Source organism: Segatella copri (assembly GCF_015074785.1).
In the GTDB taxonomy this organism is placed as follows: domain Bacteria; phylum Bacteroidota; class Bacteroidia; order Bacteroidales; family Bacteroidaceae; genus Prevotella.
The window spans coordinates 1,095,481-1,119,951 of record NZ_CP042464.1; the positions used below are offsets into that span (position 1 = coordinate 1,095,481).

General features: G+C 47.7%; 22 protein-coding genes. 16 read left to right on the forward strand and 6 right to left on the reverse strand.

What is annotated here, in order from left to right; genetic code table 11:
• Positions 1–32: 32 nt before the first annotated feature.
• From FO447_RS04850 to FO447_RS04895, 10 genes are all read left to right on the forward strand, one after another.
• Positions 33–1,160 (forward strand): transposase, encoded by a 1,128-nt coding sequence (locus tag FO447_RS04850; protein WP_200757957.1) that lies wholly within the window; start codon positions 33–35, stop codon positions 1,158–1,160.
• Between the two features lie 238 nt (positions 1,161–1,398).
• Complete coding sequence (locus tag FO447_RS04855) at positions 1,399–2,604, forward strand: IS256 family transposase (RefSeq protein WP_200757959.1); 1,206 nt, start codon at positions 1,399–1,401, stop codon at positions 2,602–2,604.
• Positions 2,605–2,978: 374 nt separating this feature from the next.
• Positions 2,979–3,830, forward strand: coding sequence for a hypothetical protein (locus tag FO447_RS04860; protein WP_200757962.1), 852 nt, complete (start codon positions 2,979–2,981; stop codon positions 3,828–3,830).
• Positions 3,787–4,596, forward strand: coding sequence for a hypothetical protein (locus tag FO447_RS04865; RefSeq protein ID WP_234699063.1), 810 nt, complete (start codon positions 3,787–3,789; stop codon positions 4,594–4,596). The genes FO447_RS04860 and FO447_RS04865 overlap by 44 nt, the downstream gene beginning before the upstream one ends.
• Before the next feature lie 434 nt (positions 4,597–5,030).
• On the forward strand, positions 5,031–5,450 hold the full coding sequence (locus FO447_RS04870; protein WP_234699064.1) for a hypothetical protein: 420 nt from the start codon (positions 5,031–5,033) through the stop codon (positions 5,448–5,450).
• Between the two features lie 177 nt (positions 5,451–5,627).
• Positions 5,628–6,959, forward strand: a complete 1,332-nt coding sequence (locus FO447_RS04875; protein WP_200757968.1) for a hypothetical protein — start codon at positions 5,628–5,630, stop codon at positions 6,957–6,959.
• The gene (locus FO447_RS04880) at positions 6,956–8,050 is read left to right on the forward strand and encodes a CHC2 zinc finger domain-containing protein (protein ID WP_200757970.1); all 1,095 of its coding nucleotides are present in this window, start codon (positions 6,956–6,958) and stop codon (positions 8,048–8,050) included. Before FO447_RS04875 ends, FO447_RS04880 begins: the two co-directional genes overlap by 4 nt.
• Positions 8,051–8,066: 16 nt before the next feature.
• Positions 8,067–8,288 carry a DUF4248 domain-containing protein gene (locus FO447_RS04885; protein WP_117586186.1) on the forward strand — a complete coding sequence of 74 codons (222 nt, stop codon included), beginning with the start codon at positions 8,067–8,069 and terminating at the stop codon, positions 8,286–8,288.
• Positions 8,289–8,544: 256 nt separating this feature from the next.
• Positions 8,545–8,733, forward strand: a complete 189-nt coding sequence (locus FO447_RS04890; protein ID WP_040552569.1) for a hypothetical protein — start codon at positions 8,545–8,547, stop codon at positions 8,731–8,733.
• A 55-nt stretch (positions 8,734–8,788) separates the two neighbouring features.
• Positions 8,789–9,343: a DNA-binding protein gene (locus FO447_RS04895; protein ID WP_117694152.1), complete on the forward strand. Its 555-nt coding sequence runs from the start codon at positions 8,789–8,791 to the stop codon at positions 9,341–9,343.
• Positions 9,344–9,439: 96 nt separating this feature from the next.
• Here FO447_RS04895 and FO447_RS04900 read toward each other — a convergent pair whose 3' ends face one another.
• The 5 genes from FO447_RS04900 to FO447_RS04920 form a co-directional block, all read right to left on the reverse strand.
• Positions 9,440–10,027 (reverse strand): AbgT family transporter, encoded by a 588-nt coding sequence (locus FO447_RS04900; RefSeq protein WP_119227521.1) that lies wholly within the window; start codon positions 10,025–10,027, stop codon positions 9,440–9,442.
• Between the two features lie 27 nt (positions 10,028–10,054).
• Complete coding sequence (locus FO447_RS04905; protein WP_006846602.1) at positions 10,055–10,780, reverse strand: DUF5932 domain-containing protein; 726 nt, start codon at positions 10,778–10,780, stop codon at positions 10,055–10,057.
• 20 nt (positions 10,781–10,800) lie between these two features.
• Positions 10,801–14,175, reverse strand: coding sequence for a sensor histidine kinase (locus tag FO447_RS04910; protein WP_234699065.1), 3,375 nt, complete (start codon positions 14,173–14,175; stop codon positions 10,801–10,803).
• A gap of 21 nt (positions 14,176–14,196) precedes the next feature.
• Entirely contained in the window at positions 14,197–14,868 is a 672-nt protein-coding gene (locus FO447_RS04915; protein WP_022121226.1) for a bifunctional 4-hydroxy-2-oxoglutarate aldolase/2-dehydro-3-deoxy-phosphogluconate aldolase, read from the reverse strand.
• Positions 14,869–14,974: 106 nt separating this feature from the next.
• A complete protein-coding gene (locus FO447_RS04920; RefSeq protein WP_117694163.1) occupies positions 14,975–15,997 on the reverse strand; it encodes a sugar kinase in 1,023 nt (340 codons plus the stop codon).
• Between the two features lie 394 nt (positions 15,998–16,391).
• Here FO447_RS04920 and FO447_RS04925 point away from each other — a divergent pair, with 394 nt between their 5' ends.
• From FO447_RS04925 to FO447_RS04950, 6 genes are all read left to right on the forward strand, one after another.
• Positions 16,392–17,456: a LacI family DNA-binding transcriptional regulator gene (locus tag FO447_RS04925; protein WP_118065060.1), complete on the forward strand. Its 1,065-nt coding sequence runs from the start codon at positions 16,392–16,394 to the stop codon at positions 17,454–17,456.
• A gap of 90 nt (positions 17,457–17,546) precedes the next feature.
• Positions 17,547–19,043 (forward strand): UxaA family hydrolase, encoded by a 1,497-nt coding sequence (locus tag FO447_RS04930; protein ID WP_117694170.1) that lies wholly within the window; start codon positions 17,547–17,549, stop codon positions 19,041–19,043.
• Between the two features lie 19 nt (positions 19,044–19,062).
• On the forward strand, positions 19,063–20,373 hold the full coding sequence (locus FO447_RS04935; RefSeq protein WP_118065058.1) for a Na+/H+ antiporter NhaC family protein: 1,311 nt from the start codon (positions 19,063–19,065) through the stop codon (positions 20,371–20,373).
• Positions 20,374–20,472: 99 nt separating this feature from the next.
• Positions 20,473–21,168: a hypothetical protein gene (locus tag FO447_RS04940; RefSeq protein ID WP_117694176.1), complete on the forward strand. Its 696-nt coding sequence runs from the start codon at positions 20,473–20,475 to the stop codon at positions 21,166–21,168.
• Between the two features lie 116 nt (positions 21,169–21,284).
• Positions 21,285–21,971 carry a glycoside hydrolase family 25 protein gene (locus FO447_RS04945; protein ID WP_117694179.1) on the forward strand — a complete coding sequence of 229 codons (687 nt, stop codon included), beginning with the start codon at positions 21,285–21,287 and terminating at the stop codon, positions 21,969–21,971.
• A 117-nt stretch (positions 21,972–22,088) separates the two neighbouring features.
• Entirely contained in the window at positions 22,089–23,417 is a 1,329-nt protein-coding gene (locus FO447_RS04950) for a double zinc ribbon domain-containing protein (protein WP_153119221.1), read from the forward strand.
• Between the two features lie 127 nt (positions 23,418–23,544).
• On the opposite strand, the gene FO447_RS04955 is transcribed toward FO447_RS04950, so the two are convergent.
• Positions 23,545–24,360, reverse strand: coding sequence for a J domain-containing protein (locus tag FO447_RS04955; protein ID WP_117694184.1), 816 nt, complete (start codon positions 24,358–24,360; stop codon positions 23,545–23,547).
• Positions 24,361–24,471: the final 111 nt, after the last annotated feature.

Sequence of the window (24,471 nt, forward strand, 5' to 3'; positions counted from 1 at the left end):
GCTTTAATTATTTACTTTTTACTTATTTTATTATGGATAGAGATGAAGCTATAGCTAGAGGATTGAGGGTGCATGAAACCCAGCACTCCATGAAACGCAGAAGCCCATGGCATGATTACCATGGAAGGGGTACTTATATGCTGACGCTTGTGGTGGAGGGACGCATGCCTCTGCTGGGGAAACTGTGGGGACGGGTGGATGCCCGTCCTGGGGATGGTGATGCGCCGAAAGTGATGCTTTCTGAACTGGGGATTGCCATCGCGAAGGAGGAGATTCCGAAGATTCATAAATATTACCCCCAGGTGGAGGTTTGGAGGGTTTGCATCATGCCTGATCATATTCACCTGATTGTGAGGGTGAAGGAGGACTTGAGAGGGGGACAAGCGATGGAATCGCTTGGAACGGAGGCTCGAGGGGGACAGGCTTCGGCTCTGGCTAAAGGGGCTAACCAGGCTCTGGCTGGAGAGAATGAGGCGGGCTCGATTGGGATGACGGCGAAAAGAGAGAAAGAGATGGGTTCGCTGGGAATGGTGATAAAGGGGTTTAAGATGGGATGCAACAAGGCTTACTGGAGGATTTATGGGATGAATACGACAGCTAGGAAGGGGCTCTTTGAATTGGGGTATAATGACAAGGTTCTGCTACATGAGAGACAACTGGAGGGATGGAAGAAATACTTGGATGATAACCCGAGAAGACTGATGGTGAAGAGGATGAACCCGGGGCTTTTTACCGTGATGCAGAATAAAGAGGTGGCGGGTCGCAGATGCCAGATGGTGGGAAACTGTTTCTTGCTCGATATTCCTGATAAGGTGGCGGTCGTTGTACATCGCCGGTATTCTGAGGGGGATTTGAGGCGCTTGCGCGAGGAATGGCTGGCTTGCGGAGAACGTGGTGGCGTGCTGGTGAGTGCTGCTATCTCGACTAAGGAGAAGGAGGTTTTGCGCGAGGCTATGAACCGGGGGTACCGTATTGTGCTCTTGAGGGAGAACGGGTTCCCGAGGTTGTATAAGCCTTGCGGAGAGAGTTTTTATGCCTGTTCTGAGGGGCTGCTGCTGCAAATTAGCCCCTGGGATTACCATATGGAGAAGAAGACTATTACCAGGGAACAATGCCTGGAACTGAATGAGATGGCGGAAAGGATTGCGGAATGGAGATAGGGAAAATGGAGGCGCTTGGAGAGGAGGCTGGGTGGAAAAGAGAGGATGAAGGGGGACAAGCGATGGAATCGCTTGGAACGGGGGCGAGAGGGAGAATCAGGATGCGATTTAGGCTAAACCAGAGGTAAAAAATACGAAGAAACAGACAAGAAATAAAATGTTTTTTCACCAAATAAAGAGAGTGTAAACTAAACTGTGTCAATCTACAATAAAAGTAGTTTAACACAGTTTTTATATTATGGACAACTTAGAAATTGATTACAAGAAAGTAGCTCAGCAGTTGCGTAGTGGTGAAGCCTTATTTGGCAAGGACGGAGCATTAGCTCCATTGTTAGAGCGTATTCTCAACTCAGCTCTCGAAGGTGAGATGGACGCTCATTTAAGTGAAGAGGAACGCTCTTCCGGCAACCGTCGTAATGGTAAGATGAGTAAGAAGGTTCAAACAAAATATGGTGAGGTCACTATAGAGACTCCTCGTGACCGAGACGGAACTTTCCAACCTGAGACCGTAAAGAAGCGTGAGACTATTCTTGCCAATGGCATGGCAGACCAGATTATTGAGATGTACGCCATGGGCACCAGCACACGTGACATCAGCAGCTACTTTGAGCGTGAGTTCAACACAACTCTATCAGCCGATACTATCAGCTCTATAACAGACCGTGTATTACCCGAAATCACCGCCTGGAAGTCTCGCATGCTCGATCCTGTATATGCCATTTGCTGGCTTGATGCTATCCATTATAAGGTAAAGGATGAGAATGGCAGAGCTGTCACACGAGCCATTTACAACATTCTTGGTATCAACAAGGAAGGCCAAAAAGAACTGTTAGGTATGTATGTGTCTAAGAGTGAAGGAGCTAACTTCTGGCTAGAAGTTCTTACGGATCTTCAGAACCGTGGTGTTCGAGACATCTTGATTTGTTGTATTGATGGTCTCAAAGGCTTCCCAGATGCCATCCAAAGCGTATTTCCTGAGAGTTCTGTGCAGCTCTGTATTGTCCATCAGATACGCAATTCTATCAAGTATGTTGGCAGTAAGCATCAAAAGGAGTTTATCAAGGATTTAAGAACAGTATATGGTGCAGTAAACAAAGACTCCGCTGCTGCTAATTTAGACCTGTTAGAGTCTAAGTGGGGAGAGATGTACCCAATTGTCATCAAGTCATGGCGTGACAATTGGGAACGTCTGACAGAGTATTTCCAATATACTCCAGTCATCCGTAAACTCATTTATACGACCAATACGGTTGAGGGGTATCACAGACAGGTAAGAAAGGTCACAAAGACTAAAGGGGTCTTTCCTACGGATAATTCTTTGGAGAAGCTTGTGTACTTAGCTTACCGCAACATCCGTAAGAAATGGACTATGCCACTGGCAAATTGGGGACAAATTTCTCAACAATTGGCAATAAAATTTGGAGATAGATTTAAAATTATGTAACTTTCATTCCCACTCCCTGCTGGGGGCAGCCCCCAGCAGGGAGTGGGAATGAAAGTTAAGAACAAGCCTTGACACAGTTTAAATTACACCCCCCAAATAAAAACAAAATCTCTCTCTCTTTTATATCCATTCCTTATTATTTTACAATAATATTTTGTTAATTAAGATGTTTTTATTACTTTTGTATCTGTAAAGCATCGTTTACCCTTGCTATCTATAAAATAATAACAAAAATGAAGCAGCAGAAATTTGTTTTTTATAGATATAGCTTTCAGGAAGATCCTGATACTATACCTGATAAGAGAGTAGCTGAAGAAAAAATCAGCACACATTTTGGTAACCTATTCCATGTCGGAGAGAAGTTAACCATGTATATGAAAAAAGGTAAGGCTGACGTCAGTTTGCGGAATGATACCTTTGCCGTATGCAAAGATATTATCGTGTTTAGACTCAACGATGACAAAGATCTGAAAAGAACCTTGCCAACAGGTACCACAACCAACGCTGTTGATGACTATGCTGAAACTATAGAACAATCATTTCCCCATTGCCTAATCATCTTCTTCAATCAGCCAGGAATGCATTATGTGGCCATAGAGAAAAAAGCAGGTGCGTTCTATGGAAAAATGGACAAGATTACCAAGATTCTGAAGCAGAACTTCGATCGCATGATAAAGACATTTGGCTATACTGTAAACTTTGAGGAAATCTATATGCAAGCAAAAGCATGGGATGTGGTAAAAAGAAAATGCAGAGAGAACAACGACTATGTAACCCAAGTTTGCCTGACTGCCAAGCGTGACAAAGATAAAACCAACTATTCTGATTACACCCGCAACAGCAATATCAATGGTTTTATCGAAGAAGGAATGGAGAATGAAGCCAAAGAGGTGTTTGCCGGATACAAATATGGCAAAGAGGCAAGCGAGCAGAGCGTTAAAAACATTATCGATAAAATGTTCTATATCAACAAGTTTATAGAGGACAACGAGTGTGAGATAAAAGTAAAGTTGAGCAAAAGCGGTATCATATGCCTCAACGAAGAAGTTGTGCCTATGTACTTTCTCCCAGAGAGAGCTATAGAGAATTTCCAGATAGGTTCTTCTATAAGTGAAACCGAAGATGTATCCACTCTAGAAGAATGGCTCAAGAATAGTATAAATGACATTAAGAAAACAGAAGATGCAACAACGCCTCCCCAAAAACTCACAAGACCTCGTCAGTAAGTCTTTCAAGAATCATATCATCCTAAAAGTGATAGACAAGAGCTGCAAACAATATGAGAGCCGCATGAATTCCATGCGGTTCTCTACAACCGAAATTTTCGTTGAAGTAATTTCCATGATAGACGAGATTAGGGAAGAATCCATCGATTATGACTTCGGCAACGCTTTCGACAATCTTTTCTGTCGCCTGCGTGAATACGACTCTAGTGAAAATAATGACGATGCAAAAATGGCCACAAGTGTCAGTATAACATGGGTAGCCTATCTGCTTTTCCTATGTTATGACAAAAAAGACGACTACGACCATTGGGCACATCGTCTGACTGGGAATCTTAGATCACATGATATTAATTATCGTCAGATCCTCGAAGATATTAATTCAAAACTTCCAGAACATCAGCACGAAGAAATCAAAATCTACATACTGGGCTATATAGATAACCCCGACAAATGGTTGTCGCAACTGATTGAAGATACCATTAAGTATGAGGGTATGAACAGAAAACTCATCCAAGACCTGAAACCACTTTTCTATTCAGACGAAGACCAACTGGCTCATATCATCGCCTATATAAAAGAGGTAAAAGCCGCCAGTTCGGATTCTGCAACAGCTAGGATTACTGCAAAATACATTCATGCAAAAAAGATTTCCAATTATGATAACTCTTTCAAAAGTTCTCTGTGGAAGATTCTGAATGAATATGAATTGTATAAGACCTCGAAAAATAATTGGAACAAGGCAATAAACAATGCGATGAACCAATAATCTTTCTTTTTGATTGTTGGAGCCGAATATATTCCACGAAATTCCGTCAAAAAATCCCGATTTTCCGCGCAAATTCCTCGTTTTTCCGCTCATTTTCCTCGATAAGATGGAAAATCTGAGCGGAAAAACGATTTTTTTCTTCTATAAGACCCTAAAAACACAAAATTATCAGAGTTCATCCCCCTATTTTCCTCGATTCTTTCCTTTTTCATTCCTTTTCATTCCTTTTCATTCCTCAGCCTGACGAAAGAAGACTTTTTCGGCCATGAGCATTTCCTTTTTGCCTATCTTTGCATCGTCATTTAAAACAAGATGACTACCCATCAGGCGAGTTGCAAATCACAAAGTGGGGAATGATGGTACTAGAAAAGATGGCAGGGAAACCTCTTCGAACGTCATCGTACCAGAGAGGCTTATTTAATACTCAAGTAAAAATGAATATAGTATTAAATGGCAATATGAACGAAAGTTCAAATAAGGCAGGAAAGGGATTCTACCCAAACACAGAATTGGGTATCGACCTCAAGTTGATGACTAAGGAGCCAGGGCGCATGGCCGTTGGCGAGTATCTGGATGGAGCTATTACGCACGATGGAGAAGACCACTTCACCTTTGTGCAGAATGACCAGGAGAAGAAGCTGCAGAAGGTGGTGCAGAGAAATCCGCATGTGTATGAAGGAAAGTACATCAACGTGAACCGGAAGAAAGACGGTACGCTCTACCCTACCTTCAACCGCCCGCAGTTCTCAGAGCGCTTCACCTTCCAGGACTTCTGCCAGGGTGCCGCCGACGAGCTGCGCATCATTAGCGGCAAGAGTGATGACAGTCTCAAATCTCAGTCTCAGTTAGGATAAATGTCACAATCCAACTTCAAACCCGCTTCTTAAAGCTTTATAACTTATTGATTATTAATTAGTTATATATAATATATATAGGAAGCGAGACCATAAAAAAAACAACTGAGACTCTGAGACTGAGACTGCAAGCAAGAAAAAATGAACATGAAATTTGATTTAACTCTCTAAAAAGCAATGGATTATAATATTTTTAGCAACATCGCTCCGGCGATGCCAAAACCCAGCACGGGTACTGAATTTGTAAAATTTGCCATCTCTCAGGCATCAAAAGACATGCAGGAAGTGCTCATTCCGATGGCAATTCCGGCATTAGCAGCTCATCTCACAGACGTAAGATTCATGTATTCCGACAACAAATATTACGAAATGTGCGGGCAAATGGGCCATCTGATTGGTCCGTCGGGTATCGGAAAGGCACAGTTGGGTCATCTTGTAGAGGCCATCATGAGACCTTTTAGAAAGCATGATGAGACTGAGTTCAAGAAACTGGTTGACTGGCAGCGACAGATGAAAACCAAGGGCGCCAACAAGGAAAAACCGGAGCGCCCGGACGTGAGTTTCTGGTTTCCACCTTCTGATGTCACCAATCCTGCCTTCATCCAGAACGCTATGGCTTGCGAACAGCTGGGCGGAAGAACCCAGTACATCAATCTGCCTGAGGTGGAGATGGCCGACAGAATGTGTGGTGGGCATAAGCAGGTGAGCCAGATGGTAAGAAATATCTTCGACTGTCAGAGGGCTGGAGCCTTGCGAGCCACGGCTGATGGCGTAACGGGTAACCCTCTGCTCCGTGTGAACCTCACCTTTACCTCTACACCCGAGGCGGCCCGACTCTTCTACAAGAAAGACCTGACCAATGGTTTCTTCGGGCGCATACCTTTCGCCTACAAAGCCCGTGGCGAGCGAAGCGGAAAGATTCCGCGACAGGGAACGTACAACAAAGATTTCCTTGAAAAGCTCGATGGCTATCTGCTGAGGCTGGACAACTGCAAGGGCAGTTTTGTGGTGAAGCAGCTCAACAAGATAGCCGACAAGCTGGCAGAGGAAATGGCACGCCTTGCCGACCTTGCTGATGATGATACGCTCTGGGAACTCTCCCACCGCAGCATCTTCTCGGCATGGAAGAAGGGAGCCGTGCTGTGGATTCTGAACGACCAGAGCTGGTCGAAATCCATCGGCGACTTCGTTGAATGGTTCTGCTACTACGATTTGTGGTCGAAGGTTAAGGTGTTCGGCGATATGTTTAAAGCGAGCGATGGGCAGGAAGAGGCTCAGAGAAGCGGACCGAAAAACATGCTCGACCAGCTGGAGAATTCCTTCAACGAGCTGCAGTTGGAAACCCTGCGCCTGAGTCTGGGCAAGAATCAGGAAGGTACCAAGCATCAGCTCAACGTATGGAAGAACCGCCAGTTCATCACTTATAACAGCCAGACGAAACTCTATACCAAGACTGCTGAATATCTGACGGGTATACCGGCCAAGAAAAAGAAAGGGAAACAGAAATGATGGAGAAATATGAGATTCAGAAACTGCGCGAACTTCCGATAGAGAAGGTTGCGAAAGAGATGGGGATGAAGGTGGAGCACCATAAGGCGCTCTGCCCCTTCCATGACGACCACCACGCCAGCCTTATGTTCAGCAAGACCAAGAATTGCTGCAGATGTTATGTATGCATGAGGAGTTCCATCGGCACCATCGACCTGGCGATGCGATACCTGGGGAAGGATTTTCCGGCGGCTTGCCGATGGCTCGCAGAAGAACATCAGATTCAGCTGGAGGAGGATTCTTCTTCGGGGAAAAACTCTTCCTTTGGGGGCTCTTCGGGCAGAGGGGCTTCCTCGGGCTCTTCATCCGGTGATTCTTCTTCGGGTGATAATTCGGGGAAATCTTCCTTCGATGCAAGCAGGTATGCTAGGTTCTTCGAGCATCCCTGGCTCAACCAGGCAGCTCGGAGATTTCTCTTCGAGGAGAGGAAGATTGACTGGAGAGTGGTGAACTGGTGCCGACTGACTTCCTGGACGGATAAGAAGGGTATCAACTGGCTGCAGATTCCTTACTTCAATACCGATGGGCGGCTTATTGGTATTCAGAACCGGAACCTGGATTACACGAAGAAAAAATCTTCATCGGGAGGCTGTTCTTCTGAGGGGAATGTTTCTTCTGAAGAAAAAAGTCCGGGCGAAGAAAAGGAGCAGGATGCTCCCCGCTTCCGGTTCCCTTACGGCGCAAGATGCAGCATCTATAACCTGCCGGTTGTGAAGAGACTGAAACCGGGCGAGAGGCTGTTTATTACGGAGGGATGTAGCGATTGCTGGGCGATGCTTTCTGCCGGACATAAGGCGATTGCCATCCCTTCTGCTACGCTTCTCAAACCCGAGGATAAGCAGCTGCTGACGGATATCGGAAGACTGTATCAGGTGGAATTCCACATGTTTCCCGATCAGGATGTGCCGGGCGAAAGCCTCTTCATGCAACTCAGGGAGATGCTCCCCCAGCTGGTTCACCACCAGTTGCCACCGGGCTGCAAGGATTTCAGCGAATACTATCTTTTAGGGGCTGCTGCACCTTCTGGGAGCAAGGAGCCGATAAACAAATGATTAAAAAATTAAGATTATGGAAGATTTTATAAACCGCACGTATACGAAGAAGGAACTGGGACTGATGTACTTTCCCGAGAGTATGCCACGCACGGCCGTGAATCATCTCATGAGTTGGATTCGGCGATGCCAACCGCTCTGGGATGAATTGCAGGAGATGGGGTATGAAAAGACTTGCAAGTCGTTCACGCCCAAGCAGGTGAAGGCTATTATCGATAACCTCGGGGAACCGGGATAAAATGTTCCGCTATCGCATGGTATCGCACGCTATCGCACACCTGATAAATCGGGATTTCGTATCTTTGCATCGTGATTCAGAAAGCGCGCAAAATCACTTGCCCAGTTGGAGAAAAATATCTCCCTAATTGGGAAAATAAAAAAGTAATGAAAACAAGACTCCAAGCCTCGAAACGAGTCGTTTCGCAAAGTACTTCTTCTAAGAGAAATCTGAGGAAAGAGGAAAAAGCGAAACTTAGCAGGAGGCAGAAAAAATCATGAACCAGAACATGAAGGCATTCATCCGGTATCTCATCGTGGCGATTTGCTCAGCCATCGTCACCTTCCTATCCAGCTCCTGCACGGCAGGACTCGTAATCGGAAAGAACCAGCGGCAACATCAGGAGAACAACATCTCCACCAAAGTAGATTCTACCTACTACGTGCCAACCATCACCATCAGGTAGTTTAGAGTTGATAGTTAATAGTTTATAGTATTCACCATTAAAATTTATTGAGATTATGGCAATTAATTTGAAAGCAAAGGAGACCCTTATCCAGGTAGGCGAAATGAAGGGTCAGTACAGATTCATCCTCGGTACCGAACTTTACAACAAGCTCTCAGAGAGCAAGGTAATCAAGGAGGCGGCTATCAGAAGCGGCGTTAGCGTGGGCGTGATGCAGGTTTGCTGGGATGCAGCAGGCGAGGTTATCAAGGCGTGGTGTACCGAAGGCCATTCCGTAGCCGTTCCGGGATTGGGAACCATGCGATTCGGCGTAAGAGCCAAGAGTGTGCCTACCGTAGGCGAAGTGGCTACCAGTCTGATTACCAACCGCCGTGTAATCTTCACCCCAAGCGTTGACATCAAGCGCGAGCTGCAGGAAACCTCCATCCAGATTACCTGTTACGACCGCAACGGCAAGGTGGTGAAAAACGTTACTTCCGACGATAAGGGCGATGTGGAAGACCCAGACAATACCCCAGGTGGTGGCGGCGGTTCGGATAACACCCAGGGCGGCGGAAATACTGAAGGCGGCGGAACCACCGGCGGTAATGAGGGAGACGGTTTGGAGTAAGCGAACTCCCCGAAAAACCGAACAGGAATCCCTGATTTTACTACAATAAGAAAAGAAGCCCCTGATGCAAGGAAACGAGCATCGGGGGCTCTTATTTTACTCCATTACATAGAGGATGGATGTATAGAGCTGCATCACGAGAATGTAGAAAAGAAAGCAGGGCGACAGGAGACGGATGCCTTGATTCATCGCATCATAAACCTGACTGATGCCCTTGATACTCTCGCTCATGATGCCGTAACTCATGCTCATCACCATGACCGAGAAACAGATGTACGGAATGAGACTATGCGTGAACGGACCCGGAAAGAGGGTTCCTACGGCATTCAGCAGAATGGCATGGGGCAAGAGTGTGAGCGCCAGCAGGATACCTACAGAGATGCACAACTCGATGAGCATCAGGCGCAAGGCCGTGCGCTGGCGATACTGGGTATGGTCGAAATGGAGCACCCTACTCTGCTTTACCACCCCGATGGTGATGCTGATGAGCACCAGCCATACGAGCCATACTGAGGTGAGATGGTCTACAAAATGGCCCATAAACCAGCGGATGCCCTCGGGGCTGGTAAGCGAATGGGCGAACGACTCGGGCATCGCAGCAGTAAGCAGCCACGAAACCAGAATCACCACTACTTCGGCTATTCCCAACGATAATGCCAGATAGGCCAATACTTTCTTATACATTCTTTAAAAAGCACTTATTGAAACGAATTATTCTTCATCTGCCTGCAGATGGTCGATATCGAGGATGCGGAGCTCGCAGGCTTTTACCACCAGGCGGGTGGCGTTGATGCCCATGCCGTGGTTGCCGTCAGGGAAGAGTTTCTGAACCAGTTCTGCCTGTCGCTTCTCCAGACTCTTTACGCCGAAAGGCATTCCGCGCAGGTTGGTAATCTGCTCCTTGGTGTAACCCAGCGCAAGATGGCGCAGGAAACGCTCGTCATACTCATCAATCTCATAATTCACCAGAGCCTCCTGACGCATCAGCTGACTGTTTACGCTCCGCTTGAAACGGTCTACTATCTTCTGAAGAATAGGCTGGTTGAACACCAGTTTCTTACCTCCCATGCAGCTCGCCACATCGCCACGCGTAAGGAGTTCGCCACTCTTCAGAATGATGCCGTCGCAGCCCGCATCGAGCACATCTACCCAGAGTTTTTCGTTCAGAATTTCTCCTGTAAAGATGAGCACCTTCACGTCAGGATACTGCTCCTTGGTCTGGCGGCAGATTTCTACGCCTACCGTGGTGGAACCGCCCAGTCCGAGGTCGAGCAGAACCAGATCAGGCAACTGCTGCTTGATGAGTTTCCAATAGGCTATTTCGCTCTCGGCAGTACCGATGATTTCAGCCTCGGGAATATCATTCTTGAAGATACCCTCTGTGCCCTTCAGTTCCAGGGGCACGTCTTCTACTATGATGACTTTAAAATTTTCCATTTTCTGATATTTTTATTTTCTTATGACTTTAAACTTTTCCATTTGATGCGTGCCGGCAGCACGGCCTCTATCCTGAGGCAACCCTTATCGCTCTGGCAGGCCTTGATGCCGCAGCCGCGCAGATTGGTAATCTCGCCCAGTTCCCTCACAATCTGCCGGCACAGGAGATAGCGCAAATCGCCCGTCAGAGGGGTGAAGAGCTGGGCATGGAGCGCAGCATCATAGGCCACATCCTGCTGGTCAATCCAATATCTCACGTAGGCAGAACCCGGAATCTCAGCCACTCCGGTATGGTAATCCTTGGAATTGCCACGCATCAGAGAAACAAGATAGCGGTTCAGGAAATCATCTGCCTTGATGTTGCCTTCTACCTGCTCCATCGCCTGGGCGCTGAGCAGAGAATAGAGCGATTTATAATAATCTACCAGTTCCTTGAGCGAATCTACATCATCGGGCTGCGAATCGATAAGCTGGCGGATGCGCGACGGATAATACATCGTTTCGTGCTTGAGCGTAGACAGACAGTTGTCGAGCACGGAATTGGAGATATGAAGCTTATCGTTCTCATATTCAGCCCTATGCAGCTCATCGGTCAGCAGCTCCAGTTTCAGGGATTCCTGCTCAGCTTCGTCGGTTCGCTTAGCCTTGGTCTGCTCAATCATGGCAAACCGGTAGCTCAGCACGTGGCGGTAATAGAGCAGATAATAAGCCAGCGGCAACTGCAGCAGCAACAGGATGAGCAGCACCACGGCCACGGTCTTCGAGTTCTCGCTCTGCTGCATCGTGTGCACGTAATTATCGAGCGTATTATCGGCACTTATCTCGCGAAACAGCTGGGTATAAACCTTGTTGTTGCTCTGGTAGAGCGACCATTGGTGCAACGCCAGGGCAGCCACGGCACACTCGTTTCTCAGGTCCAGGATGACGTGATAATTGGTTGGCAGTCCGGAGCGTATCCAGAAGAGTTCTGCCGCCATTCCCACCTCCGGATGAGCCACCATGAGATACTTGCCGTCGGGATATTTCGACAGATAGAACGCGTTGAGATAATGGCGCGAAGAATCGGCAAAGGCCAGGGTACGCTGGTAGGTACGGTTGATATTGCTGAAGTAGGCGCTATCTGCAAAATCGTCGGCACGCTGGAGATTGGCATCTACGTTCGTCTTGAGATGATTGTGGCGCTGGCGGATGCCGTTGGTCTTCTTTGCCTCACAAGGCTGGACCGAAGCCGACAGCAGCACGAAGAGCATGATGAAGATGCCCAGCAGCTGATGGGTTCGGCGGGCGATGCCTTTAGGCAGACGGAAACTGAAGCGGCTCCCCTCGCCCAACTTGCTTTCTGCCTTAATCTGACAGCCGGCAAAGAGCGAACTCACCTTCTTATATTTCTCGATGATGCCCTTGCAGTTGAGCAGTCCGAAGCCGTGACCGCCCGTATAGGTCCGGTCGAAGACATGCGCCAGCTGCTCCTCGTCCATACCCTTTCCGGTATCTGAGATGCTGATTTCCACTAAGTCAGAAACCTTGGCGCTAATGGTTACCTTTCCGCCTTCAGGTGTAAACTTGCGGGCGTTATCGGCTATGGTATTGATCATGAAGAGCGTAAGGATGCGGTCGGCCTTGACCACGGCATCTGTAGGTTCTACATCGAGTTTCACGCCCTGCATCTGGAAGCTCATCTTGCCCTTGCTTACAATATCGAAAAGCTGCTGGAGCGGGAAACTTTCGATACGCAGGCTGAGTGAGCCCTGGCGCATCTGAATCCACTCCGTAAGCACGTTGTTATATTGGTTAATCTTATCCGTGAGTTCGGCGATATACTGGTAACGTTCCTGCCGCACCTCATCGCTTTCGCCCCCTTCGGAAAGTCGGTTTACCTCGTGAATCATGCGGTCGATGAAAGGCGTAATGCTGTTTACGAGCGAAACTTTAGCCCTTTGTTCCAAATTGCGTTTCTTGTTTTCTTCGATATGCAGTCGGGTTACGTTCAGTTCATCCTGAACCTCCTCCTGCTTATCTTTTAATTCTTTGATTTTCTTAGTGTTATTCTCGCTCCACTCACGCAAAGGTGCAAGCAGCTCGTCCATCGTCTGGTTCTTCATCTTCTTGCGCTTCATGCGGTCGAAAACGTAGAGCAGAACCACCACGAGCACAATCATCGCCACCACGGCAGCAATCATCAGGTTGAGCTGCTGGGCGTTCTCGTCGAGTGCCGCGGCACGTGCCTCCAGCTGGCGGTCCTGTCGCGAACGGTCCTGCAAATCCAGATAGATATTGCGGTTGTAATCGCTCTGCTGCTTATCATCTATAGCCGAATAAACCAGACAGAGTCTTTCACGTATCGACGCTACGAGGTCGGGTGCCTGCTCTATCGCCTTGTTGTCGTTCAGAGCATGATTCAGGCAGTCGAGCGCCGAAGAATAATCATGGATATCCCAGAAACATTCAGCCAGCGTACGGTTGGCTCCGGCAGTCTGATAAACATCTCCGTAGCTCGAAAAGATGTTGAGGGCACGCTGGGCAAAGTTGCCTGCCAGCAGATTGTTTGGCATCTGCTCGATGTTGAGATACTGGAAGGCAGGCAGGTTGTTGCGGATGAGGAAATCGCTCACCTCTCCTTTTCTGAGGTGCTCGCTAATAGATTGCAGGGCATTAGCCTGCCAGTAAGGATAAGGATGGGCAGGGTCGCTAGCCAACATGTAGCAACTGATCAGCCGGTCGAATTCCGCCTGATTGATTTCGTTTTCGGTTCCCTTGACGATAGCTCCGCCCGAACCTATATTATAAAGATAGTTGAGATATTGTGCCGAATCCTGTTCCAGCTCATCTGGGTCCAGACGGTTAAGCTCCTGAAGCATCGGCTCGTCTAAGCCCACATAATAAAAATAGGTGGCGGCAACAATACTGAATTCAGATTTCGCATAAACCACGCGTTTGCTTTCCCTCTTTGGCATGGAATTCACCTCTTCGCGAATTCTGCGCAAACGCCTCATCGCCTTCTCGCGATAAGCATAAAAATCTTTGTTGTGCGATTCTCTCTGGCAGAGTCGCATGTTCTGAACATCGGCAATGGCGAGTTCTATCTGATTATCGCTCTCCTCTTCAACTTTCCTCAGCCATCCCTTGGCACCCTTGTAATCCATCTTGGCTATACAGACGAAGGCAAGGTTGTTATAGGCTTCAGCACGGCCTGAGGAATAATTTTCTGAAAGCTTCAAAGCCCTCTCAGCCAGCACTTTAGTAGAATCGAGGTTGCGATAATGATAAGCATAGGATTGCTCGTTCAGCTCATCTACCCTAGCCTTATTCGCAGGAGAACAAGCTGAAAGAAAAAGTGTCGCCACCACCAGAACTGATGATGGCGACATGGAAAAGAAGGATGCAGAAATTTGCATCTCGATGAAAAATAGTCTAAATTAAGCGCGAGCCTTCGCGATGTAACCGAGAGCCTCCTGACACTTGGCTGTGATGGCAGCCCAGTCGCCAGCAGCAACTGTCTCCTTAGGGAAGAGCTTAGAGCCCATACCTACGCAGAGAACGCCAGCCTTGATCCAAGGAGTAAGATTCTCCTCTGTTGGCTCTACCGCACCTGTTACCATGATGTTGCTCCAACGCAAAGGTGCCATTACGTTCTTGACGAATGAAGGACCGCCTACGTTACCTGCTGGGAATACCTTGGTTACGTCGCAACCGGCAGCCTGAGCATTATTGATTTCAGTTACAGAACCGCAACCTGGTGAATAAGGAACCAGACGACGGTTGCAAACTGGAGCAATCTCTGGGTTGAAGTTAGGACCTACGATGAAGTTAGCGCCGAGCTGGAGATACAGAGAAGCTGTACCGGCGTCAACAACTGTACCTGCACCCAGAATCATCTCAGGACAAGCCTTGTCGGCCCACTTTACCAACTCTCCGAAAATCTCGTGAGCGAAGTCACCACGGTTAGTAAACTCGAAAACACGTACGCCACCCTCGTAACAAGCCTTGATGACGTTCTTGCAGATTTCAACATCCTTATTGAAGAAAACAGGTACCATACCAGTCTCTTTCATAGCTGCCATAACCTGCATTTTGCTAAACTTTGCCATTACCTTATATGAATTAATAATGAATAGTTTATAGTTTATAAGAGCTACGCCGTAAGCAAGACTGCCTATAAACTATCAACTATCAACTATAAACTTTAAACTATAATTATCTCTGAACTCGACCATTAGCGTTACCGCCAGCCAGGCTCTCTACCTCGTCAGCAGATACCAGGTTGAAGTCGCCTGGGATAGTATGCTTCAAAGCAGAAGCAGCTACCGCAAACTCAAGAGCCTCGCCCTGAGTCTCCTTAGTAAGAAGACCGTGAATCAGACCACCAGAGAAAGAGTCGCCACCACCAACGCGGTCGATGATAGGGTTGATGTCGTAGTGCTTGCTCTGATAGAACTCCTTACCATCATAGATAAGAGCCTTCCAGCCGTTGTGTGTAGCAGAGAGAGATTCGCGGAGAGTAGAAACAACATATTTGAATCCGAACTCCTTCATCATGCCCTTGAAGATTCCGTAGTAACCCTCAGCATCAGTCTTACCGCCCTCTACGTCAGCATCTGGCTTGAAGCCCAGACAGAGCTGAGCATCTTCCTCATTACCGATGCAAACATCAACATACTGCATCAGAGGACGCATAACAGAGATAGCCTTCTCAGAAGTCCAGAGCTTCTTGCGGAAGTTGAGGTCAACAGAAACAGTTACGCCGTGACGCTTAGCAGCCTCACAAGCCAACTTGGTAAGTTCAGCAGCCTTGTCGCTGATAGCTGGAGTAATACCGCTCCAATGGAACCATTGGGCACCCTCCATAATCTTGTCGAAATCGAAATCAGATGGGTCAGCCTCAGCAATTGCGCTGTGTGCACGGTCGTAGATTACCTTGGATGGGCGCATAGAAGCACCAGTCTCGGCATAGTAGAGACCTACGCGGTCGCCACCACGTGCGATGAACTCTGTGTTAACGCCGTAACGACGGAGACCGTTGACAGCAATCTGACCGATCTCGTGCTTAGGGAGTTTAGATACGAAGTAAGCATCATGGCCATAGTTAGCCAAGCTTACAGCTACGTTAGCCTCACCACCACCAGGGATGATGCGAAGTGATTCACTCTGAATGAAACGATCATTGCCTTCTGGTGATAAACGAAGCATGATCTCGCCTAATGTTACAATTTTTGCCATGTTTGATAGTTTTAATTTTTTTGTTTTTATTTTGTTTGTTATGAGTAACAAATTAAATTCCACTTTTCAGTAGAGAAATGAAGTTCAATTATCAGTTGTCGTTCAATTTCGAGGGCAAAAATAACCATAATTTCTCGAATAACGAAATAAAATCGCATTTTTTTTTGTTTTTCGTGCAAAAAAGTTGCTGTGTCTTCGCACAATTCAAAAAAATGTTGTATATTTGCGGCAAAATTCGTACTTGTGGTCGCACACAACAGAATTGCTTAATACTAATTGTGGTCTGTGCACAGCTAGGAAGTACCTGCGACGTTTTATCTATCGTAGCCCCCAGGAGAGGCTCCTTATATAATAAGTACACGCGAGGCTACCAGACCCGTAATGCTAAAAAACAATGGCCGAAAAAATCAGAATCAAGGATATTGCTGAGAGAGCTGGCGTATCCGTTGGAACCGTAGACCGAGTTCTGCACGACCGTCCAAACGTGTCGAAAACTGCACGCGACAAGGTCGAGAAAGCCCTCAAGGAAATGAATTATCAGCCTAATGTGTACGCCAGCGCTCTGGCTTACAACAAATCCTATACCTTCTACCTGCTGATTCCGAAACATGAATCGGAGGCTTACTGGGAGGAGATAGAGGAAGGCGCAAAAAAATGTGAAGATATCCGACGTGACTTCCATATCGATGTAGAGATTCGTTTCTATGAGCGTTCCACCGAGGAATCGTTCCGCGAAGAAGGCAACAAGATTCTTGAGGCCAGTCCGGAAGGAGTCATCGTGGTGCCTTCATCGCTCGACGTGACCCGCGAGTTTACCGAGGCGTTACACCACAGAGGCATCCCGTTCATCCTGCTCGACTCCTACATGCCCGATCTGCGTCCGCTCTCTTTCTTCGGTCAGGATTCGTTCTGTTCGGGGTTCTTCTCAGCCAAGATGCTGATGATGCTTGCCGCAAAGGAAGATGAAATCATGCTCATGAGGCAAACCAAAGACGGAAGAGTGGTCAGCAAGCAGCAGGATAACCGAGAGGTAGGATTCCGCCATTACATGCACGATCACTTCCCTAACGTGAAGATTACCATGCTCGACCTGCCGTTGAGCGGCACACGTGCAGAATTCGTCAAAATGCTGGAGAAGTTCTTTGCCGAGCATCCGAACATCCACCATTGCATCACCATGACTTCGAAGGCGCACATCGTGGGCGACTTCCTGCTGAAAACCAACCGCCGCGACGTTCAGATCATGGGCTATGATATGGTAGAGAAAAACGCCCGCTGTCTGCGCGAAGGAAGCATCTCCTTCCTCATCGCCCAGCACGCCTACATGCAGGGTTACTCCTGCGTAGACACGCTCTTCCAGGCCATCGTGCTGAAGAAGAAAGTTACGCCGGTAAACTATATGCCTATCGAGCTGTTGATGAAGGAAAATGTAGATTTCTATCGCAGAACCCAGCTCTAAGGCTATCGGGCAGAACAGGGCTTCCGCATGGAAGACAATTCATACAGGAACATTATAAATGATAAACAATAAATAAAAGACAGACTACGTATGGAACAATCAAGTTTTATCAAGATTAACCCTGCCGACTCGGTAGTGGTTTGCTTGCGCCCTATGAAGAAGGGTGAAACGATTGAAGTAGATGGCAAGACCATCACATTATTGCAGGATACTCCTGCAGGACACAAGGTGCTCATCAACGATGCTGCCGAGGGTACAGACATCCTGAAGTATGGCTACCCTATCGGTCATGCAAAGACCGGTCTCAAGGCGGGCGAATGGGTAAACGAGAACAACCTCAAGACCAATCTTGCCGGTACGCTCGAATATACCTACAACCCGGTTAACGAGCAGCTGAACATCGCTAAGGAAAACCGCACCTTCATGGGCTACGTTCGCAAGAATGGCGAAGTAGGCGTAAGAAACGAAGTATGGGTAGTTCCTACCGTGGGCTGCGTTAACGGCGTGGCTGAGAAACTGGTAGAACTCCTCAAGAAAGAAACAGGCTGCGAAGGCATCGACGCCATCCACGCATGGCACCACAACTTCGGTTGCTCACAGCTCTCGGGCGACCATGAGAATACCCGCAAGGTGCTTCGCGATATCTGTCTGCATCCAAACGCAGGTGCCGTGCTCGTTCTCTCTCTCGGCTGCGAGAACAACCAGCCAGATGATTTCATGAAGATGCTCGGCGACTATGATCACGACCGCATCAAACTTCTTGTAACACAGAAGGTTGAAGGCGATGAGCTAGAGGAAGGCATGAAGATTCTGCGCGACCTCTATGCCCAGGCTAAGGAAGACAAGCGCGAGGAAGTTCCGGTAAGCAAACTGCGCGTAGGTTTGAAGTGTGGCGGTTCTGACGGCTTCAGCGGAATTACAGCCAACCCATTGGTAGGTGAATTCAGCGACTGGCTCGTAGCACAGGGCGGTACAAGCATCCTGACAGAGGTGCCTGAAATGTTTGGCGCAGAAACCATTCTGATGAACCGTTGCGAGAACAAGGAACTCTTCGACAAGACTGTTCACCTGATTAATGACTTCAAGGAATACTTCCTGAGCCATGGTGAGCCAGTTGGCGAGAACCCTTCTCCAGGTAACAAGGCAGGTGGTATTTCTACCCTCGAAGATAAGGCTTTGGGTTGCACCCAGAAGTGCGGCCGTGCTCCGGTAAGCGGCGTGCTCCAGTATGGCGACCGTCTGGAGACAACCGGTTTGAACCTGCTTTCAGCTCCGGGTAACGACCTTGTAGCAGCCACAGCTCTGGCTTCAGCAGGTTGCCAGCTCGTTCTCTTCACCACAGGTCGCGGAACCCCATTCGGAACCTTCGTGCCAACGATGAAGATTTCTACCAACAGCAATCTGGCAAAGAACAAGCCAAACTGGATTGACTTCAACGCCGGTGCTCTGGTAGAAGGTGTAGAAATGAAAGACTTGGTAAGCAAGTTTATTGATAAGATTATAGCCGTAGCAAGTGGCGAGGAGGCTCGCAACGAGTATAATGGCTATCGTGAAATCTCCATCTTCAAGAATGGAGTAACTCTTTAATTAAGAAGAAAAAAGAAGTATGAGTAATAAAAAAGGTTTGCTGGCGTTGTCGCCATTATTTTTGCTGATTGTCCTCATCGTGGCTTTTACCGTATATTCGGTAGACAGCAGCCATCAGGACACCAGCCTTTCGCTCACAGTAGCGTTCATGATTTCGAGCATTTATGCCGTGGCTATTTCCGGCGGAATGCCTGTCAGGAAACGAGTGGACACATACAGCAAGGGTGCCGGCGCCAACAACCTGATGCTCATGCTCTGGATTTACGTGCTGGCTGGCTCGTTTGCCGCATCAGCCAAGGCGATGGGAGCCGTTGATGCAACCGTCAACCTGGCGCTCAGCATCCTGCCAGCCAGCATGATTCTGCCAGGACTCTTCCTGGCTGCCTGCTTTATCTCCGTATCTATCGGAACAAGTGTGGGAACCGTAGTGGCTCTGGTTCCGATAGCCGCCGGACTGGCCCACTCGATGGATGCTAATGTAGGCATGATGACCGCCATCATCGTAGGTGGCGCTTATTTCGGCGACAACCTCTCGTTCATCTCCGATACGACGGTTGTTGCTACGCAGACGCAGAACTGTAAGATGAGTGATAAATTCAAGGTCAACTCCATGATTGTGGTTCCGGCCGCCGTACTCGTACTCATCGCCTATTCTGTCATGGGAGTCGGTCTTCAGGCCCCAACCCACATCAACGAGGTAGAATACATGAAAGTATTGCCTTACCTCATCGTCCTCATTACCGCTATTGCCGGCATGAATGTAATGGCTGTTCTCACTCTGGGCACCCTACTCTGTGGCGCCATCGGCATAGGCAGTCATCTTCTGGGTGCCTCCGGAAGCTACGACCTCTTTGGCTGGTTCTCAGCCATGGGCAACGGCATTATCGGCATGGGCGAACTCATTATCATCGCCATGATGGCAGGTGGTATGCTCGAAATCATCCGCGAAAACGGCGGAATCGATTTCATCATCAACAAGATTACAGCCCACGTAAACAGCAAGCGTGGAGCCGAACTTTCTATCGCTGCCCTCGTTTCGATGGTAAACATCTGTACGGCAAATAATACGGTAGCGATTCTGACAGTAGGAAATATTTCGAAAAAGATAGGCGACCGGTTTGGCGTAGACAACCGCAAGGCAGCCAGCATTCTCGACACCTTCTCATGCATGGTTCAGGGATTGATTCCTTATGGCGTGCAGATGCTCCTGGCAGCCGGTCTGGCCAATCTCAGTCCGATGGACATTCTTCCTTATCTCTACTATCCGCTGGCGATAGGTGTGGCAGCCCTGCTGGCCATCCTCTTGCGCTATCCTAAGAGATACAGTTAGGAAGACTTCTCAAATCAGAGGAGGGTCTCCTTCTGCGTTAGAGATTTCTTGACAGGAAGAACAAAACTTTATTATTGACTATTAATAAGAACAAGGCATATGAATTTTCTTCAGCGCAACCTTTTTACTAAGCTCCGTGCCGACAACTTTGGCATCAAGGAAGAAATGGAACCGATGACTACCTTTAAGAAGAAAAAGATAGCTCAGATGCTCAAGAATGTGAATGATGTTCCTGCCGGAGAGGTGAAGATGAACAACAGTTTTCTGAACCGACGGCTCAACAAGATTCAGGAAGATGAACGCCACGCCATCGATACCTCTATCGAGACCATTTATCTGCTGCGCATCATCGTGGCAAACGTAAATGGAATGCTGGCTAACGGAATCAATCTCAGAGGAATCATCCAGTTGGGAGACTACCTGAGAACCCGAGGCGACAAGGTAGATTTCGTGAAACTGGAGAAGTGGCTTGCCAAGCTCCGCATCCAGCGCATCGCCCAGCTGGAAGGAAGCGTTCTCATCACCTTCTTCGATTTTGAACAGGACGAAATCCCATTCGTTCATCACATAGAAAGAGGCGCCTACAAGCTGACGCTCCGCTCGCTCTACTATAATATCATGGACCAGCAGGCCATTCAGTTTGAGCAGACCAGCAGCGGCTTTGTACGCACCACGGGGGGAACCATGCGCAAGAATCTGCGCCGCAGCATGCGCTATCTGCAATACGCTCCGATAGAAACCATGAGCAATTTCATGAACAATTTCTTCCGTTCATTATCTGAGATTGAAGAGTAAATTTCAGTAAGGATTTAAGGGGTTAACCTGGGATTCATCAGGACGAAGAGTAAAATATCTATAAAATTAATCTCTTAGTAGTACGATTTTCATCTGATTTTCGTATCTTTGCATCTATGAAAAAGTTATTTATCTCTATTATAGCATCCATTATTGCCTTGGGAGCCCATGCCCAGGTGCAATGCGAAGACACTTGTCGGCACGTTCACGGCATCGACTTGAGTCATTATCAGGGCAACGTGTTCTGGGAAACCGTGGGCGACAACTCTAAGATGGCTTACGTTTATCTGAAAGCTACCGAGGGCGGAACCAACATCGACAGCAAATACAAGAAGAATATCGACCTGGCTCATCGCTACGGAATGAAAGTAGGCTCTTATCATTTCTACAGACCCCGCATCCCACAGCAGACGCAGCTGGAAAATTTCATGGCCCAATGCCGTCCGGGAGATCAGGACCTCTTGCCTATGATTGATGTGGAGACGAAAAGCGGCATGAATACAGAAGAATTCTGCGATTCGCTCTTTAAGTTTCTGCATCTCGTAGAGAAAGCATACAAGCAGAAACCCCTCATCTATACGGGAGCCAATTTCTATGACAACTATCTTCTGGGCAAGCTCGACAGCTACAAGCTGATGATTGCCCAGTATACGAAGCGCATCCCTGTATTGCGCGATGGTAGAGATTTCGAAATGTGGCAATATACGGGTAAGGGCAGACTTAACGGAATAAACGGCTATGTTGACAAAAGCCGTTTCATGGGGCGCCACAAGCTCAGAGAAATCAGATTCAGACATCGATAGTACTTTAAACCTTGAAGTTGGAACTTTATGATTAGCTTCAAGGTAAAGAGTGGATAAGGTCTGGAAGTAGAGAAGCATGAATTATATAAGTAAATTAATAAACACAAAAATAGAATTATGGCAATTATAAAATGTCCGGAATGCGGACGCCAAATTAGCGATAAAGCACCTACCTGCCCTAGTTGCGGAGTAGAAATAGCAGGCAAAATTACCAAATGCCCAAATTGTGGCGAGATTTATTTCAGCAACCTGGAAATGTGTCCTAACTGCCATGAGCTGAATCCTTCGCTCACAAGAATGACGCCTCCGACAGGAATGAGCCAGCAGACTCCTGCCAGCCAGGCTTCTATGACTCAGCAGCAAGAAGCTGAAAACGCAGCCAGACAGAATGCAATCAGACAAGAAGAAATCCGCCGTCAGGAGGCTCTCAGACAGGACGCTCTCAGGCAGCAGGCTCGTCCTCAGACACCTGTCAGAACAGCAACACCTCCTACTCCACCCGTTCCTCCGGTTCGCCCACAGCAATCTAATTCTCAGAACGGCGGAAACGGCGAGGGAACCCAGGAAAAGAAAAAAAGCAACCGTGGCGTCATCATCATCTCTCTGATTTTCGCCTTCCTCGTTTGTGGCATCTTCTACTATTTCTATGATAGTGCCAATAAGAATAAGGAACTGGAAGCTTATGAGTATGCGATGCAGAGTAGCGACCCGATGGTTCTGCAGAGTTACCTCGATACTTACAAAGATGCTGACGAGGCGCATCGTGATTCCATCATGGCTCACCTCGAACTTCTGAAACAGACGGATCAGGACTGGACCAACGCCGTAGTAAGCGGTTCGAAAGAGGCCCTGCAGGCTTATCTCGACAAATACCCAAACAGTCCACACAAGCAGGAGGTTTTGAACAAGATAGATTCCATCGACTGGAATGTGGCCAAGAATGCTGATAATGTAGAAGCTTACCAGGCTTATCTCGCCGCTCATGCTGACGGTTCGCATATCGAAGAGGCTGAGAATGCGATGAAGAAAGCCAAGAGCAGAGATTTGCAGCCAGAAGAGAAAGATATGGTAAGCAGTCTGTTCCGCCATTTCTTCCAAAGCATCAATACCCGCGATGCTGATGGGTTGCAGGCTTCATGCGAGGACATTCTCTCTTCGCTTCTGGGTAAGAATTCTGCTACCAAGGCAGATGTTGTTACCTTTATGAATAAGCTTTATAAGGAAGATGTGACCAACCTGAACTGGTTCCTCACAAACGATTATAAGATTAAGAAGCGCGAGGTGGGTGACGAAGATTATGAATATCAGGTTCAGTTCTCAGCACGTGAGGAAGTTCAGCTTACCGACGGTACTAAGAAAACCAACCATTTCAAAATCAACGCAACCGTTTCGCCAGACGGCAAGGTTTCTGCGTTCAACATGTCGAAGATTAATGCCGCAGAATAGAATAAAAAACGCCCTGCAAGATCAGGAACTTCATTTCTGAATGTTCCCTTCTTGCAGGGCGTTTCTTTTTACCTTCATGTTTCGGGAAAGGTCTCATGTCCGAGAACCCGTTCCCTTCTTTTAGAAATTACTTTGCATCCTTCATCTGACGGAGCAAATCTTTCTGCTTATCATTCAACCCGGTTGGCAACTTCACGTTGTAAGTAATCATCAGGTCGCCAAAGGTTCCGTCACCTCGGTCGTATCCTTTTCCGCGAACACGAACCTTCGTGCCATTCTGCGTTTCCGGCTTAATCTTCAGTTTGATTTTAGAACCATTACTCAATTTAATGATTCCTTCGCCGCCCAGCAGAGCCGTATAAAGGTCGATATTCACATTCATGTTCATTTCGCCGTTATTGGCACGGCCATTCTGGCCGCAACCGCCGCCACAACCACCAGTACCGAAATCAGCACCAGCTCCGTAGCCAGCCCCATTAAAGCCGCTACCATAACCGGCAGAACCATTAAAACCGCCAAAATTGCCGGAACCGAATCCTTCAGCAGACTGCTGGCTTCTACCACGACCTCCGAAGAGATTTTCGAAGAAGCTGGAGAAACCTCCGCCTCCGCCAAACTGGCTGAAGTCGAAACCCTCGAATGGATTTCCACCTGCTCCACCATAGCTTCCGGAACCGCCTGCACCACCAGCTCCGCCGAAACCGCCGAATGCATCAGCATTCTTCCATTGTTCGCCATACTGGTCGTATTTAGCACGCTTATCTGGGTCAGAAATCACCTCATACGCCTCGTTCAGCGCCTGGAACTTAGCCTTCGCCTTCGGGTCGTTAGGGTGCAAATCTGGGTGAAACTGTTTTGCACGTTTACGATACGCAGCTCTCACATCCTTCTGCGGAATGTTCTTGTCTACGCCGAGAATCTTGTAATAATCAACAAATGCCATATTATAAAACCTCCTATTTTTTAGTTTTTAAAAAATATCCAACAAAAAGTATGCCTATTTAAGTTCTTTTTTGTACTTTTGCAGAGAAAATAAGAAACAGAGCTCAACTGA